Here is a 16,246-nt window from a genome sequence, read left to right on the forward strand (position 1 = left end):
GTGGCCGCTTTCAAGAAAAGCTTTGCTTAATTTCTACCTGATCAAAAGGAGCCGCTGATGGCATCGGGCAAGGAACTACGCACCAAGATCAAATCGGTGGAAAACACCAAGAAGATCACCAAGGCCATGGAGATGATTTCCGTCTCCAAGATGCGCAAGGCGCAGGAGCGTATGCGCACGGCCCGTCCTTACAGCGAGAAGATTCGCACCATTGCGACTCATCTCGGGCAGGCCAACCCTGAGTACGTGCACGCCTTCATGAAGCAAAACGACGGCAAGTCCGTCGGCTTCATTGTGGTGACCACGGACAAAGGCTTGTGCGGTGGCTTGAACACCAACCTTCTGCGCGCCGTGACAGGTAAATTGCGTGAAGTGCAAGCTGAAGGCAAGACGCCCCAGGCTGTGGCGATTGGCGGTAAAGGTTTGGGTTTCCTGAACCGCGTCAACGCCAAAGTGGTGGCGCATGTGACGCATCTGGGCGACAAGCCTCATCTGGACAAGTTGATTGGCCCCGTCAAGGTGCTGCTCGACGCTTATGCCGCAGGTGAGGTGAGCGCTGTGTACCTGTGCTACAACAAGTTTGTCAGCACCATGGCGCAAGTGCCCACCATCGACCAGTTGCTGCCCTTGTCTTCTTCCAAAATGGAAGCAGACACCAAGGCAGCGGGTGCTTCGGCTCATGGATGGGATTACATCTATGAACCCGATGCCCAGTCGGTCATCGATGATTTGTTGATCCGTTATGCCGAAGCCTTGGCCTATCAGGCCGTGGCAGAAAACATGGCCTCAGAACATGCTGCACGCATGGTGGCCATGAAGGCCGCTACAGACAACGCTGGCAATGTGATTGGCGAGCTCAAGCTCGTTTACAACAAGACCCGCCAAGCAGCCATCACCAAAGAACTGTCGGAAATCGTCTCTGGCGCAGCCGCGATCAGCGGTTGATTCCCAGTTCAGCAAATTCAAATTATTTGGAGCGAAAAATGCAAGCCCAAGGAAAAATTGTTCAGTGTATTGGCGCTGTGGTCGACGTGGAGTTTCCACGCAACCAGATGCCCAAGGTTTATGACGCACTCAAAATGGAAGGCTCTGCGCTGACCCTGGAAGTGCAGCAGCAACTCGGCGACGGCATCGTGCGTACCATTGCGCTCGGCTCTTCCGACGGTCTGCGTCGTGGCCTGATCGTGTCCAACACCGGTAAAGCCATCACCGTTCCAGTGGGCAAAGCCACACTGGGCCGCATCATGGACGTGTTGGGTGCCCCCATCGACGAGCGTGGTCCTGTCAGCCAGGAACTCACGGCTTCCATTCACCGCAAAGCCCCCGCTTACGACGAACTGAGCCCATCGCAAGAACTGCTGGAAACCGGCATCAAGGTGATTGACTTGGTTTGCCCCTTCGCCAAAGGCGGTAAGGTGGGCTTGTTCGGTGGTGCCGGTGTGGGCAAGACCGTGAACATGATGGAACTCATCAACAACATCGCCAAGGCGCACAGCGGCTTGTCCGTGTTCGCTGGTGTGGGTGAGCGTACCCGTGAAGGTAACGACTTCTACCACGAGATGGCCGACTCCGGCGTCGTGAACCTCGAGAACCTGCCTGAGTCCAAAGTGGCCATGGTGTACGGTCAGATGAACGAGCCACCAGGCAACCGTCTGCGCGTGGCTTTGACCGGCCTGACCATCGCCGAATCCTTCCGTGACGAAGGCAAAGACGTGTTGTTCTTCGTGGACAACATCTACCGCTACACATTGGCCGGTACCGAAGTGTCCGCCTTGTTGGGTCGTATGCCTTCTGCTGTGGGTTACCAGCCTACGTTGGCCGAAGAAATGGGCCGTCTGCAAGAACGTATCACGTCGACCAAAGTTGGCTCGATCACTTCCATCCAGGCCGTTTACGTGCCAGCCGATGACTTGACCGACCCATCCCCGGCCACCACCTTCGCTCACTTGGACTCCACCGTGGTGCTCTCGCGTGACATCGCGTCGCTCGGTATCTATCCTGCGGTGGATCCGCTCGACTCGACCTCGCGTCAGCTCGACCCGAACGTCGTCGGCGAAGACCACTACAACACCGCCCGTGCGGTGCAGGGCACGCTGCAGCGCTACAAGGAACTGCGCGACATCATCGCCATTCTGGGCATGGACGAACTGGCCCCTGAAGACAAGCTGGCCGTGGCCCGTGCCCGCAAGATCCAGCGTTTCCTGTCGCAGCCTTTCCACGTGGCTGAAGTGTTTACCGGCTCCCCCGGCAAGTACGTCACATTGGCTGAAACCATCCGTGGTTTCAAGATGATTGTGGCTGGCGAGTGCGATCACCTGCCAGAGCAAGCTTTCTACATGGTCGGTACCATCGACGAAGCTTTCGAAAAGGCCAAAAAGGCAGCTTAAAGCAGTGCCACGGGTTGGGTGATCCAGCCCTCCCGTAGCCCGCTTGAATGCACCTTTTTAAGGAGTAAACATGAACACCATCCACGTTGATGTGGTCAGTGCCGAAGAGTCCATCTACTCGGGTGAAGCCCGGTTTGTGGCCTTGCCCGGTGAGTCTGGCGAGCTGGGCATTTACCCCCGCCACACCCCGCTGATCACCCGCATCAAGGCCGGTTCGGTTCGCATTGAGACGGCTGACGGTGGCGAGGAGTTTGTTTTCGTTGCTGGTGGCATTCTGGAAGTGCAGCCTGACTGCGTGACCGTGCTGTCCGACACCGCCATCCGCGGCAAAGACCTCGACGAAGAGAAGGCCAACGCTGCCAAACAAGCAGCCGAAGAAGCCCTTCGCAACGCCAGCAGTGAAATTGATTTGGCTCGTGCCCAGTCGGAACTGGCTGTTTTGGCAGCGCAGTTGTCTGCACTGCGCAAATACCGCAAGAAATAAAAGACCCGCTGACGCTGGCCTTTTTCAAAAACCCGGTTCACGCATGTGGCCGGGTTTTTCTTTTGGGGGTACCCAGCGTGAGTCGCAACACAGATCAACGCCCATGGCGCGGAGCGGTGCTGCAAGTCAAGGCTGAAACCGGCACAATTCGATATTCAGATCAGATTGAGCCATTGCCCATGAAACGCACCAAATTGCAAGCGGCCATTGTTGGCGGAACCCCCGATGACATCGAGCAAGCCTTTTATGAGGCTTTGCACAACGCGGATATCGGGCAGTTGATGGGCTGTTGGGCAGAAGAGGATGAGATTGTCTGTGTCCATCCTGGTGGTCCGCGCCTGGTGGGGGCCGGTGCCATACGCGCGGCATTCGAAGCCATGTTTGCCAATGGCAGCGTGCAGGCATTTCCGGAGCGTATCCACAAAATCCAGTCATTGGCCAGTGAGGTGCATCACTTGGTTGAGCGTGTGGAGGTCATCACGCCGCAAGGCCCGCAACAAGCCTGGGTCATCGCCACCAACGTTTTCCACAAAACGCCGCAAGGCTGGCGTCTGGTCGCACACCACACCAGCCCAGGGACATCGAGCGAAGCGCTTGACCAAGGTGTGAAACCCAAGGTCTTGCACTGACATGCATTACAAAGCGCCAGCGTGGCTGCCAGGGGGCCACGCCCAAACCATCTGGCCTGCCCTTTACGCGCAAAGGCGCAAGGGCGAGGCCAAGCCTTGGTTGCGTGAACGTTGGACAACGCCAGATGGTGATTTTGTGGATGTCGACAGACAACACGCGAGCAGTGGCGCCAGACCATTGCTTGTGCTTTTCCACGGGTTGGAGGGGTCCTCGCAAAGTCACTATGCCGAGGCGTTTGCGGACTGGGCCGCTGAACACGATGTCCACTTCGCATTGCCCCATTTCAGGGGCTGCAGCGGTGAACTCAACGAAGGGCCGCGTGCTTACCATTCTGGCGACCACCAGGAGGTCGATTGGATCTTGCAGCGCATGAGGCAAACGCATCAAGGCCAGGGTGGGCAAGTGTTGCTTGCAGCGGGTGTGTCGTTGGGCGGCAATGCACTGATGCGTTGGGCCGCAGAGCACGGTCAGCATGCGAAAGTCAAAGCGGATGCTGTGGCTTCCATTTGCGCCCCGCTTGATTTGGCGCAAAGTGGTCACGCCATTGGGCAGGGCTTCAATCGTCAGGTCTACACCCGCATGTTTTTGCGGTCCATGAAGCCCAAGGCGTTGGCCAAATGGGCGCAGCACCCAGGATTGTTTGACCGCAAGCGATTGATGGCGGCCCGGAATTTGTACGAATTTGACAATGTGTTCACGGCGCCCCTGCATGGGTTCAAGAACACAGACGATTATTGGGCGCGCGCATCGGCCAAGCCTTTGATGGGGCAGATTGGCATTCCTGCACTTGCGCTCAACGCGCTGAATGACCCCTTTGTGCCGGCGCACAGTCTGCCGAAAACGCGTGATGTATCAACGTCGGTGACCTTGTGGCAGCCAGCCCAAGGGGGGCATGTGGGCTTTGCTCAGGGCATCTGGCCCGGTCAAGTGCGTTGCCTGCCAGATGCCGTTGGGGCTTGGCTCATGCGTGCGGCCCATCAAACCTTGAGTGAGAAGGAAGATGCACATGGATGATCTGGTGCGTCAAGCCATGGCCAAATGGCCCCATGTGCCCGATTGCCATGGTTGGTTGGGCTTGGACAGTCGCGGGCAGTGGTACATGCGCGATGACCGCGTACAAATGTTGGGCGCTTTCCAAAGTGGGATTGCCGGCGCCAAAGGCTCAGCCTTGAAGCATGAGAAGCTGATGGCTTTCATTGACCGCAATTACGAATGCGACGCACAAGGTTGCTGGTATTTTCAAAATGGCCCGCAACGCGTTTACATCGAGTTGGAAGTCGCGCCATTCATCTGGCGATTGGATGAACATTTCTTGCCAACCGCCCACACAGGGCAATGCACCACTGTGCTGGCTTGCCTGCTGGACGATGTGGGGCGTGTGTACTTGGATACGCCATTGGGGTTTGGCTTGGTGCACAGCTTGGATGTCGGGCAAGTGGCTCAAGCGGTGGAGCAGGGCTTATGGACGCCAGAAGAATGCCTGGCGCAAGATCTGCCCGAGCGCTTCCACTTTGTGCTCAGCCCGCAAGCGCTTGAAAGTGGGGCATAAAAAAACCGGCCAAAGCCAGTTTTTTTGAGAGGCTGAAGAACTTATTTCTTTTCTTCCGCGGCAGGTGCCTTGGGTTCTTCGAACTTGGCGCCAGCGTTGTTGGCCATGTAAGCCACAGCACGTGCAATTTCGGTGTCATTGAAGTCGCCGCCGCCTTGAGCGCCCATGGCACCCTTGCCTTTGAGGGCAGAAGTGGTCAAAGTCGCCAAGCCTTGCTTGATGCGTGCACCCCAAGCGCCTGCATCAGCAAACTTGGGTGCGCCTGCAGCACCCGTGGCGTGACAAGCCGCGCACTGTGCTTTGTAAACTTCCTCTCCAGCCTTCAAGGGACGGTTGGCATCACGCACTTCAACGGTGCCAACTTTTTGGATACGTTCAGCGACGGAACGCTCAGCATCGCTGGCCCCTGGTGCTTCTTTGTTGGCAGAAGTGACGTAAAACACCAAACCGATGATGATGAACACAGGGATGATGAAAGAAGCCAAGCTGAGCAAAAGCATCTGCTTGGGGGTTTTCACCGGACCGGTGTGGGCTTCGTGTTGATCGTGGCTGTTGTCGCTCATGACATCCTCTTGTTGGGCTGGCCCGTGGGCCTGTGAATTGACCGGAATCAACCGGGCATTATAGCGGTCCAACCTTCACGGAGCTTGCAAGCCAATATGAAAGAGTTCAGCCGTGAGATAATGCGAGTCACCAACAGCGATGCGGCTGTAGCTCAGTGGATAGAGTATTGGCCTCCGAAGCCAAGGGTCGTGGGTTCGATCCCCGCCAGCCGCACCAAACGCTAAGACGGCATCTGTTTCGATGGCTCTTAGTTTGGTGTCTGGCTTGTTGCTCGTTCACCAAGGCCAATAAAGACGGTATGGGCTGTATTCCACAAAAGCGTAAGCACCTGCAGCACCTGCAGCGGTGATCAGCAGCAAGGTGAGGACTATGCCACCCCAGCTGGATTCTTTGCGTTGAGAATCCGTTGCAATATCTGCCATGTAGGGTGGTGTGTTGGGATCAACCAGCAAAGTCTCACTGGCCGGGGTTGTCAGTCCCATGGCAACGGCTTGCGTATCCTTGACCGATGAAAGTTGGTGCGGCTCATCGGCCGTCATGGTGATACGGGGTTCATGTTCGCCGTATGTCTGTGAAGTGGTCGCCCCAGCATTCTGTGAAGCGGCAACCGTAGACGGTCGCTGCAAATGCACCACATTGGATGTGGTTGCGCGTACGGGTTCGTTCTTATCGTCCCCCAACGTATCCCAATCAGCCCCCAGCAGTTGAGCTACACGGCGGCCCGCCTGACGGCGTAAAGAATCAGAATAGAAGCGAGAATAGCCGCCCTCCTCCAGCTCATAAAGCTGTGACAAGGACATGCATGCTTGGGTTGCAAGTAAGGATGGATCGATGCCAACTTGGAGGCGCAATTGACGCAATACGCGCCCTTTTGGGTCCCCTGGTGTATCCATGGGCTGCCCCAACAAGTGCAGCGCTTCCCTGTTGGCGTTTTGCAAGGTGCGCGTACCCCCAGGAGAGCCTGATTTTCGAACCAGAGCCGAGGGCTTCAAGGGTTGGTTGAATTTCAAATCTGACATGAAGCGACCACCCCGGTGAGATAGGCGTGCATCCAAATGGGTGACATGGGACCAGAGACCACCTGGATGGAGTTGGTTGTGCCGCTTGTGTGTTTGGACAAAAGGTCTTTTTCTTCAGTCACCAAAACAACCGACAGAGGTGCACGTCCACGGTTATTGAAGTTTTCGAGCGCCTGGAGGGTTTTTTCTTGTTGCGCGCGTGGCATGGACATCTCAACAACCAGCATGTCTGGCCGATTGCTGGACAAATCCAATAAACCTTCTGTGACAGAGTCAAAAAAAGTGACCTCGGCTGCAAACTGCCAATTCGCACTGGCGAGCATCAATTGAGACATCAATTGAGCGCTTTCGACGACCACAGTGACCCGTGGTTTCATCATGGATTTGATGGCAACGCCCATCGCGCTGCGAGATGCGTTTTGGTAGCCTTCAACAACTTTGTCGCCCACGTCTGATTGCGTGGATCCAACGCCCGCTCGAGATTGGGCGGATGCCCATTCCTGCCAAGCGAGAGCCGCTTTCTCGCGTGCCAGCAGGCGAGCTTCTTCGAGCGCGAATTGAGCTGCTCTGAGCTGTCCTTGAGCGGCCTCGACGGAAGCTGAAGTCGCGCCCCCGTTGAACACAGGTGCATTGACCTGTAGTTGCGTGAAGGTCTCAAAACGCAGAGTATTTGTGTTGTACTGGCGGGACATGGCCGCATCGACAGTTGGCCAGTACTGTCCTTTGGCCATACGGACGGCCGCTTCGGCTGCCACCACTTGTGCTTTGTATTGCGCAATGCTTGGCAAGTCGTCAGTGACGCGCTGTACGGCCTGCGCCAGGCTCATGGGTATTTGCCCAAGGACGCCGTTTTCTGCAAGCGCTGCCTCCAGTCCAACAGGACGAGCGTCCATGTCCTCTGCCCAGAATCGTCGGAGTTTTTGCATGGCTTGGGCCAAATCTGCTTTGCGCTGTTGCAAAGCCAATGAGGCGTTCTCCATGCGAACCAGCGCTTGCTCGTAGTCAATGCGTCGCCCCGTGTCGACTTGAGAAATTTTCTGAATGTCGTCCAGTGTTTCCCGGTGCGAATTCAAGTTGCGTACAGACAGACTGTACAAATCTGCCGTTTTGTCCCAGTTCAAATAAGCTTCAGAAGCTTGCTGGGCCACATCTTCGAGCGTGCCATCGCGCTGCTGTTCGGCCGCTTTGGTCAGCGCCTCGGCACGCTGAGCCTCCGCTTCGATCTTGCCGCCAGACCACAAGTTCAGTTTGGCTGTGGGCGAAATCGTAGTGCGGCCAAGCGACGAAGGTATAGACCCGGATCCATATTGGTTGCCATAAGCTGTGACGCCAATTTGCGGTTGATGCGCACTCCTTGCACGAGCGATGTCCGACTGTGCGGCCTGCGCTTTGGCATTGGCAGTTTGGATCGATGGATAGACTTGCAAGGCACGCTCCACCACTTGAGGCAAAGTCTGAGCCTCCAAACTGGAGAGGCCGAGTCCACTTGCGCATGCCAAAACAGTCAGTTTCATCCCGCCTGCGTTGCACAGGCGGTGCCGCAGAACAGGCCGAAGCAAAGGACTCAGTTTTTGACGAACAAGTTGAAACATCAGCTGGCAAATGCAAATTACGTTAAAAATGCAATTTTCGGTAATAAGGCTTATTTGTAAATCCGCCAATTGGCGTACGCCAATTGGCGGATTTGGGGTATTTGGCACGAAACAGACTTCGGATAATTTTTCTGAGTCATTGATTAGATCTGATATCTATTTTCAAATATCAAATTTAAACATTGTTTTGTAAACCAATGTAATCATAAAAGACTTTTTACCAATTAAAAATGAAGATTCGAGTCGATCTTCATTAGGTAACTCAAATTAATTATCGATTTCACTGGAATAATTGATATTTATGTTTTTATCAATAAATGCTAATTGAAGAAGCTGAGAAATTTTCGACATTTCAATAGACGCGCCAGCGTGCGCTCAACAGGCTGAAAATTAAATCTTCCGGACATTAAATTAGACGCTGGAGTTTGTCTCGCACCTGACCGTTGGCTGATGGGGGGGCTCGCACAATGGCCGCATGCAAAACATCCAATCTCCCCTTCAGGCGCAAGTGGTGCAGTGGCTCGTGCAGGCGGGCGACGTGGTCGCCGCGGGCGATGTGCTGGTCATCGTGGAAGCCATGAAGATGGAGCATGAGATCCGGGCGCCGCAGGCGGGCCGTCTGGGCGAGCTGTTTTTTCAGCCCGGTGAGTCGGTCAACGAGGGCGAGGCGCTGGGCTGTTTGCAGCCCGTCGCAGCGCACGATGCGGTGCACACGGCGCAAGATGCCGCGCCATCATCTGAGCCTGTTGCGACCAGCGCCTTACCCAGCGCCTTAACCGGTGCGACACCCAGTGCGACATCCAGTGCGACATCCGGTGCCCCGCACATCCGCGCCGATCTGCAAAAACTGCAAACGCGCCTAGCCTTCACGCAAGACGCGCAGCGTCCCGAAGCTGTGGCCAAGCGCCATGCCCTGGGCTTGCGCACGGCGCGCGAGAACATCGCCGACTTGTGCGATGCGGGCAGCTTCATCGAATACGGTGCCCTGGCCGTGGCCGCGCAAAGCCGCCGCCGATCTGCAGACGACCTGGTGCGCAACACGCCTGCCGACGGCATGGTGACTGGCATCGGCCAGATCAAGGGTCAGCGCGCGGTGCTCATGTCTTACGACGCGACGGTGCTGGCCGGCACGCAAGGCATGCGCAACCACCAGAAAACCGATCGCATGTTGGCCATTGCGCTGCAAAACAAGTTGCCGGTGGTGCTGTTCGCCGAAGGCGGCGGTGGCCGACCCGGCGATGTGGACGTGGCCATCGTGGCCGGACTCAACCTCACGACCTTTGCCGCCTTTGCCCGCCTCAATGGCCAGGTGCCGGTGATCGGCGTGGTGGCCGGGCGTTGCTTTGCGGGCAATGCGGCGTTTTTGGGGTGCTGCGATGTGATCATCGCCACGAAGGACAGCAACATTGGCATGGGCGGCCCAGCCATGGTCGAAGGCGGGGGCCTGGGCGTGTTCAAGCCCGAGCAGATTGGCCCCAGCGCGGTGCAGCATGGCAATGGTGTGATCGACGTGCTGGTGGACGACGAAGCGCAGGCGGTGGCTGCGGCAAAACATTACCTGTCGTTTTTTCAGGGTGCGCAGGGCGATTGGCAAGCGCCCCCGGCAGAGGCCTTGCGCCAAGTGGTGCCCGAAAACCGCTTGCGTGTGTACGACACGCGCAGCGCCATGCAGGGCATCGCCGATGTGGGCAGTCTGCTGATGTTGCGCACCGGCTTTGGCCTGGGCATCCACACCGCGCTGTGCCGCATCGAAGGCCGGCCCGTGGGCATGCTGGCCAACAACCCGGCGCATCTGGGCGGTGCGATCGATGCCGATGCGGCCGACAAGGCGGCGCGTTTCATGCAGCTTTGCAACGCGCATGGCTTGCCCATCGTGAGCTTGGTGGACACGCCCGGCTTCATGGTCGGGCCTGACATGGAAGAAAAAGCGCAGGTGCGCCACGTCTCGCGCATGTTCATCGCGGCAGCCCATTTGCGGGTGCCTTACTTGAGCGTGGTCTTGCGCAAGGGCTACGGCCTGGGCGCGATGGCCATGACAGCAGGCGGTTTTCACGAACCGCTGTGCAATGTGGCCTGGCCCACCGGTGAGTTTGGTGCGATGGGCCTGGAAGGCGCGGTGCGCCTGGGTTACCGCAAAGAACTGGAGGCCGTGCCCGAAGGCCCCGAGCGCGAGGCCTTGTTTGACGAACTGCTGGCCCAGCAATACGACAACGGCAGCGCGATCAACATGGCCACCACACTGGAGATCGACGCGGTGATCGACCCGGCCGACACCCGCCAGTGGCTGGTGGCCGGTTTGCAGTCAGGGCGAGTCGCGCCAGCTGCAGGGCCATTGGCCATCGATACCTGGTGAGCCTGTCGGAGCTAAAGCTCCGACCTGCCAATGCCGTGTCATTGCGAGGAACGAAGTGACGTGGCAATCCAGCTTCAGCGGGCCTCACACACTGGATTGCCGCGCTGCGCTCGCAATGACGCCATTTGTGCAGGTCGGGAGGCAGCGCCGATGTATGCCCTCAGCAGGCTTATTGCGCCTGAAAACCGCTGGCCTTGATGATGCGGGCCCAGGTGGCGGTGTAGGCTTTTTCGCGGGCGCCCAGTTGCTGGGGCGTCATGTGGCCGACTGTGAGGCCCATGGCGCTCAGGTGGGCTTTCACATCGGATTGCGCCAGCACTTTGGCCACGGCTTCGGACGTGCGGTCGATCACGGCCTTGGGCGTGCCGGCGGGCGCGAAGATGCCGTAGTAGGGCAGGTCCTCAAAACCGCTCAGACCGAGTTCGGCAAAGGTGGGCACATCGGGCAAGAGGGCTTGGCGGTTCTTGCCCAGCAGGGCGACCATGCGCACTTTACCGGCCTTGTGGTTTTCGATGAAATCGGGCACCGAGGCCACGCCTGCAGCGATCTGGTTGCCCAGCATGTCGGCCATCATGGGGGCGCTGCCACGGTAGGGCGCAGCGGCCAGATCGAGCTTGTATTTCTCGCCGATCACCTTGACCAAAAATTCAGGCACCGAGGCGGGCGCTGGCACACCCACGGTGTCCTTGCCTTTGGTCTTGACCCAGGCGACGTATTCGTTGAAGGTCTTCGCGGGTGTGCCGCCCGAGACGGCCAAGCCGTTCACAAAGGTGGCAAAGCCGGCCACGGGTGTGAAGTCTTGCGCGGGGTTGAAGCCGGGGTTCTTGATCACTTGCGGCAGGATCGAGATGGTGTGGTCGTGCGACAAAAAGAGCACCGTGCCGTCGGCGGGTGCGGCCTTCAGGGCTTGCGCGGCGATCTGGCCACCGGCACCGGCCTTGTTTTCGACGATCACGTTGGCGCCCAGCGGCTCCTTGAGTTTGTCGGCCAGCAAACGGGCGATGGCATCGGTGCCCCCACCAGGAGGAAAGCCGACCATCAGCTTGATGGTGTCGGCCTGCGCCAGGGCGCTGAACATGAGGCTGCTGAGCGCCAGGGCTTGAACCAGGCGGCGACGTGCGGGCGAGAACAATGTCATGAAGGGCTCCGAGGGCCAAAGAAGATCTTCCGAATTTATCACTTGCGTTCGCCCGTCTGGCCGGTCGACACCAGTGGGGCGGTGCTTCCCAGGCCTGGGCATCTGGGTGCAATCGGTTTGTCTTGTGTTTCATGCCGGGCAAGGCTCGCTTTGAACATTGGCAATTCCACAATGGCGGATTGGTCCCCACAATCGTTGCAGAAGTTGAAAGACGGGTTTCACCGAGATGTCCATGACCGATTCACACCGCGCCCGCGCAAGCCAGGCCAAAGCCAAATCCACACCCAAACCCAAACCCCTGGCAGGGTTGCTGGTGGTGGCTTTGGAGCAAGCCGTTGCGGCGCCTTATTGCTCCAGTCGTTTGGCCGATGCAGGGGCCCGTGTGATCAAGATCGAGCGCCCGGAGGGTGACTTCGCGCGCGGCTATGACCGCCATGTGCACGGCGAGTCCACTTATTTTGTCTGGATCAACCGCGGCAAGGAGTCGGTGGCGTTGAACCTCAAGCAGCCCAAAGACCTGGTCGTGCTTGAACGCATGATCGCGGGTGCCGATGTGTTTTTGCAAAACCTGGCACCGGGTGCAGCGGCCCGATTGGGGCTGGGTTCGGCCAAGTTGCGCGAACGCCATCCGCGCCTGATCACCTGCGACATCAGCGGTTACGGCGAACACGGCACGCAGCAAGAGATGAAAGCCTACGATTTGCTGGTGCAGGCCGAGTCGGGTTTGATTGCGGTCAGTGGCGCACCGGGCGAGTGGGGTCGCATTGGTGTGTCGCTGTGCGACATCACCGCTGGCATGAATGCGCTGATCGGCATCCAGCAGGCTTTGCTGCAACGTGCCGTGACCGGCCAGGGCAGTGGGGTGCATGTGTCGCTGTTCGATTCAGCGGCAGAACTCATGAGCGTGCCGTATCTGCAGGCCCAGTACGGTGGGCGTGCCCCCGATCGTGTCGGGCTCAAACACCCATCCATCACGCCCTATGGTGTGTTCACCTGTGCCGATGGTCGTGAGCTGGTGATTTCGATCCAGAACGAACGTGAGTGGGCCGAGTTTTGCCGCCAGGTGCTCAGGCGCCCCGATCTGCTGCAAGACCCCCGCTGCGCCAACAATGCGTCACGCTGCGCCCACCGCACGTTTGTCGATGGTCTGGTGAGCGATGTCTTTGGCGGACTGGGCAGTGGTGAAGTCATCGACCGCCTGACGGCGGCCCAGACCGCGTACGGCAACGTCAATTCGGTGTATGACCTGATGCAACACCCGCAATTGCGCACGCGTGTCATGCCTGTGGGGCAGCAGCATGCCCGAGTGCCCGCACTGCCCTGGCAGGTGGCGTGGGAAGACGCCGACTATCCACCAGCGCCGCGAATCGACGAACACGGTGCCGCCTTGCGGGCCGAGTTTGCCACCGCCGACACCCCTGTCTTTTGAAACCCTTTTGATTTCTGAATGGAGAAACCCCTGTGAGCACCCCTCAAACCTACGTCAAACGCCTGGGCATCTTGCGATGCAAGGACGGCATGAGCCACCAGGAATTCACCGAGCACTGGCTCAAGCGTCACGCGGCCTTGTGCCTCAAGTTGCCGGGCCTGCGCCGTTATTCGGTCAACCTGGTGGACCGTGCGCGTTTTCCGCATTTCGACTACGACGGTTTTTCCGAACTGTGGTTTGACTCCGAGGAGGCCTTGGTGAGTTCGCTGTCCAGCCCCGAAGGCAAGACCTTGCTGGCCGATTTGCCAAACTTCGCCAAGGATGTCTCGCCCATCATCTCGGTCGAGCACCAGATGCTCTGGCCTTGAAGGGGTGAACATGAAATCCTTGCAAAACAAAATTGCCATCGTGACCGGCGGCGGCGCTGGTTTTGGTGAAGGCATTGCCCGTCTGTTCGTGGAACAAGGCGCGCGCGTGCTGATCGCCGATCTGGACTTCGAACGTGCCCAGGCCGTGGCCGCCAGCCTTGGCGCAGCAGCCCATGCCGTCCAGTGCGATGTCTCGCGTGCCCAGGATGTGCAAGCGGCCGTCGATGCCTGTGTGCAGCAGTTCGGTGCGCCCCAGATTGTGGTCAACAACGCAGGCACCACACACCGCAACCAGCCCATGCTCGACGTGGACGAAGCCACCTTTGACCGCGTCTTCAATGTCAACGTCAAGTCGATCTACCACATGAGCCGTGCGGTGGTGCCCCTCTTGCGTGAGCAAAAGCAGGGCTCGATCATCAACATTGGCTCGACTGCTGGCTTGCGCCCACGGCCCGGTTTGACCTGGTACAACGCCTCCAAGGGCGCGGTCAATTTGTTGTCGAAGTCGATGGCCGCTGAATTGGGGCCCGACGGTATTCGTGTCAATGCCATCTGCCCAGTGATGGGCGCGACCGGTTTGATCGAACAGTTCCTGGGCACAGCCGACACCCCCGAAGCGCGTGCGCGCATCACCGCAGGCATTCCGCTGGGCCGCATGTCGACGCCCAACGATGTGGCGCAAGCGGCCTTGTACCTGGCCAGCGATGCCTCGGCCTTCATCACCGGTGTCGAATTGCCGGTGGACGGTGGTCGCACCATTTGATGGTTTGCCCGAAAGTCCACCATGTCGGCGCTTGAGCGGCTGGCACTGTACGGTTGTGACGAGCCTTTGCCGCAGCGCTTGACGCTGCGTGCCGGGCCGCTGTCGTTCGAGCTGGTGGGTGGGCGTTTCGGGCCGGTGCATGCCCATGGCCATGAGGTCTGGCATGGGCTGGCTTTTTTGTTCAGGGATGTTGGCTGGGGCACGCCCGAACCGGTGTTCGAGGTATTGAGCCACGACATCGAAGGTGAAGGCTTTGTGCTGCGCTTGCGCGGTCACATTCTCTGTGCGCCAGAGGATGTTGTGGGCCAGCCTGCCGAAGGGGCCTGCATTGGGCTCGACCTGCAGGTTCGGGGCGATGCCGATGGCCGCTTGCATGGGGTGGCCCAGGCGACGCCGAGCCACGACCTGTTGAGCAACCGATGCGGTTGGGTGTTGATGCACCCGATGTCGGCAGCAGGTTGCGCTGTGGAAGTGCTGCATGTGGACGGTCGGATCAGTCGGTCCAGCTTGCCGCAAGAAGTGCCTGCCTGGCCGCCTTTCATGGCGGTGCGCAGCTTGCGTCACGAATACGCGCCAGGGCATTGGGCTGAGGCCCATTTGCCCGGCGAAGATTACGAATTGGAAGACCAGCGCAACAACGCGGATGCATCTTTCAAGACCTACAGCCGCTCCAACAGCATGCCCAGGCCCTATGTGCTGCGGCAAGGCCAGTCCTGGACGCGTGAGCTGCATTTGCGTTTGCTGGGGCAGCCGCCTGAGGTGGCGCCTTCTGTGGCCATGCCAAATTTGCGTTGGCCGTTGAAGCAGGATGCAGCGCCCGCCATGCGTTTGGGTCTGGCCATCACGCCCGACATGACGCGCAGTCCTGAGGCCTGGATCTTGGACGTATTGGCGCAGTGGCGTCCGGCATTCTTGCACCTCACGCTGTGGCCCGGCACACTCAGCGATGCCGTTGATGGGCCGGGCGTGCGCAGCTTGTTGCAAGCCGCCGGTGCTGCGCTGAGGCTGGATCTGTGCGGCCCTGAGGGGCTCGGCGACGGCGGTCCAGCAGACATTTCGTGCCGTGCGCTTGCACAGCAGCTGGCGCGGGTCGGTGTGGTGCCCGCTTCGGTGGCGGCTTTGCCCTGTGGCGCGCAGGCGACCCGCTTTTTGCGACAGCTTTTCCCGGCTTCGGCGATTGGTGGGGGCACGCCACATTTCTTTGCACAACTGAACCGGCTTGAAGTCAGTGGGGGTGAGGATTTCATGGGCTTCACGGTCTGCCCCATCGTGCATGGTGCCGATGACGAAGCCGTGATGAACGGGCTGCAAAGCCTGCCCTCGATGCTGGAGACGGCGCGAAGCAGGCATCCTGGACGCGACTGGCATCTGGGCCCCAGCCGCTTGTCGGCACGTGCAAGCCCCTTGGGGCGTCAGCCGTGCAGCGATGGTCAAAAGCGCATGGCCTTGGCGTCCCGTGATCCGCGCAGTCGCGGCCTGTTCGGTGCGGCCTGGTTGCTGGGTCATCTGGCCGCGGCCGCTCAAGCCCGCGTGCAGGCGGTGACCCTGCCGGCCTTGGTTGGTGAGGATGGCTTGTGGTGGCAGGCCGGTGATGCCTGGCAGATGACGCCTTCGGCGGTTTTGTTGGCCGTTTGTTTGCGCTGGCACACCCTGCAGAATGTGCTGCTGCATGCGGAGGGTGGTCTGCGTACATCCACACCGAGGTGGCCATTGGCCGCCATCACAGGCCACAATGGGCGAGGTTGGCAAATTCTGCTGGCCAACCTCGGTGCACAAGCGCAAACCTTGCGCTGGTCACATGGCCGCCCATTTTCGAAATGGGCATGCCTTGACGCCGAGTCCTGGTTGCAATACCTCGACTCGCCCACAAGCAGTCCCTGGCGTGAGTTGGGTGACTGTCCCGTTGATCTGGCCCTCCCGCCTTATGGTTTGGTCCGGATTGACCTCCACCCTTTACACGGAGGCTGAAG

At 59.0% G+C, this 16,246-nt stretch carries 14 protein-coding genes, 1 tRNA gene and 1 pseudogene; 12 read left to right on the forward strand and 4 right to left on the reverse strand.

The features are described 5' to 3' along the window. Positions 1-57 precede the first annotated feature (57 nt). The 6 genes from atpG to Q1W40_RS08675 all read left to right on the forward strand — a co-directional run bounded on the left by atpG (position 58) and on the right by Q1W40_RS08675 (position 5,050). The gene (gene atpG / locus Q1W40_RS08650; protein WP_108326835.1) at positions 58-945 is read left to right on the forward strand and encodes a F0F1 ATP synthase subunit gamma; all 888 of its coding nucleotides are present in this window, start codon (positions 58-60) and stop codon (positions 943-945) included. 38 nt (positions 946-983) lie between these two features. After that, on the forward strand, positions 984-2,387 hold the full coding sequence (gene atpD / locus Q1W40_RS08655; RefSeq protein ID WP_300710988.1) for a F0F1 ATP synthase subunit beta: 1,404 nt from the start codon (positions 984-986) through the stop codon (positions 2,385-2,387). A gap of 70 nt (positions 2,388-2,457) precedes the next feature. Beyond that, positions 2,458-2,871, forward strand: a complete 414-nt coding sequence (locus Q1W40_RS08660) for a F0F1 ATP synthase subunit epsilon (protein WP_108326836.1) — start codon at positions 2,458-2,460, stop codon at positions 2,869-2,871. A 179-nt stretch (positions 2,872-3,050) separates the two neighbouring features. Beyond that, entirely contained in the window at positions 3,051-3,500 is a 450-nt protein-coding gene (locus tag Q1W40_RS08665) for a nuclear transport factor 2 family protein (RefSeq protein WP_300710989.1), read from the forward strand. A gap of 1 nt (position 3,501) precedes the next feature. After that, complete coding sequence (locus Q1W40_RS08670) at positions 3,502-4,515, forward strand: alpha/beta fold hydrolase (protein ID WP_300710990.1); 1,014 nt, start codon at positions 3,502-3,504, stop codon at positions 4,513-4,515. Beyond that, entirely contained in the window at positions 4,508-5,050 is a 543-nt protein-coding gene (locus Q1W40_RS08675) for a DUF2946 family protein (RefSeq protein WP_300710991.1), read from the forward strand. Before Q1W40_RS08670 ends, Q1W40_RS08675 begins: the two co-directional genes overlap by 8 nt. A 41-nt stretch (positions 5,051-5,091) precedes the next feature. On the opposite strand, the gene Q1W40_RS08680 is transcribed toward Q1W40_RS08675, so the two are convergent. Further along, positions 5,092-5,613: a c-type cytochrome gene (locus Q1W40_RS08680; RefSeq protein WP_300710992.1), complete on the reverse strand. Its 522-nt coding sequence runs from the start codon at positions 5,611-5,613 to the stop codon at positions 5,092-5,094. A gap of 141 nt (positions 5,614-5,754) precedes the next feature. Between Q1W40_RS08680 and Q1W40_RS08685 the strand changes: the two genes are divergently transcribed. Beyond that, positions 5,755-5,830: transfer RNA gene (locus Q1W40_RS08685), tRNA-Arg, on the forward strand. A gap of 59 nt (positions 5,831-5,889) precedes the next feature. Here the strand turns inward: Q1W40_RS08685 and Q1W40_RS08690 are convergent. Continuing rightward, positions 5,890-6,633, reverse strand: a complete 744-nt coding sequence (locus Q1W40_RS08690) for a helix-turn-helix transcriptional regulator (protein ID WP_300710993.1) — start codon at positions 6,631-6,633, stop codon at positions 5,890-5,892. Next, positions 6,621-8,147, reverse strand: a complete 1,527-nt coding sequence (locus Q1W40_RS08695) for a TolC family protein (protein WP_300710994.1) — start codon at positions 8,145-8,147, stop codon at positions 6,621-6,623. The genes Q1W40_RS08690 and Q1W40_RS08695 overlap by 13 nt, the downstream gene beginning before the upstream one ends. 562 nt (positions 8,148-8,709) lie before the next feature. Here Q1W40_RS08695 and Q1W40_RS08700 point away from each other — a divergent pair. After that, positions 8,710-10,578, forward strand: a pseudogene (locus Q1W40_RS08700) (carboxyl transferase domain-containing protein); the annotation flags it as partial. Between the two features lie 169 nt (positions 10,579-10,747). On the opposite strand, the gene Q1W40_RS08705 reads toward Q1W40_RS08700, so the two are convergent. Continuing rightward, positions 10,748-11,716 carry a Bug family tripartite tricarboxylate transporter substrate binding protein gene (locus tag Q1W40_RS08705; RefSeq protein WP_300710995.1) on the reverse strand — a complete coding sequence of 323 codons (969 nt, stop codon included), beginning with the start codon at positions 11,714-11,716 and terminating at the stop codon, positions 10,748-10,750. A gap of 232 nt (positions 11,717-11,948) precedes the next feature. On the opposite strand from Q1W40_RS08705, the gene Q1W40_RS08710 reads away from it, so the two are divergent. Genes Q1W40_RS08710 through Q1W40_RS08725 form a run of 4 tightly spaced genes read left to right on the forward strand, consistent with a single transcriptional unit; the run spans position 11,949 to position 16,244 of the window. Then, a complete protein-coding gene (locus tag Q1W40_RS08710) occupies positions 11,949-13,145 on the forward strand; it encodes a CaiB/BaiF CoA-transferase family protein (RefSeq protein ID WP_300710996.1) in 1,197 nt (398 codons plus the stop codon). Between the two features lie 32 nt (positions 13,146-13,177). Further along, a complete protein-coding gene (locus Q1W40_RS08715; RefSeq protein ID WP_300710997.1) occupies positions 13,178-13,513 on the forward strand; it encodes an EthD family reductase in 336 nt (111 codons plus the stop codon). 10 nt (positions 13,514-13,523) lie between these two features. Continuing rightward, entirely contained in the window at positions 13,524-14,276 is a 753-nt protein-coding gene (locus Q1W40_RS08720) for a glucose 1-dehydrogenase (RefSeq protein ID WP_300710998.1), read from the forward strand. A gap of 21 nt (positions 14,277-14,297) precedes the next feature. After that, a complete protein-coding gene (locus Q1W40_RS08725; RefSeq protein WP_300710999.1) occupies positions 14,298-16,244 on the forward strand; it encodes a hypothetical protein in 1,947 nt (648 codons plus the stop codon). The last annotated feature ends 2 nt before the right edge of the window (positions 16,245-16,246 follow it).

Origin of the sequence: Limnohabitans sp. (assembly GCF_030158565.1) — a bacterium.
Lineage (GTDB): Bacteria > Pseudomonadota > Gammaproteobacteria > Burkholderiales > Burkholderiaceae_C > Limnohabitans_A.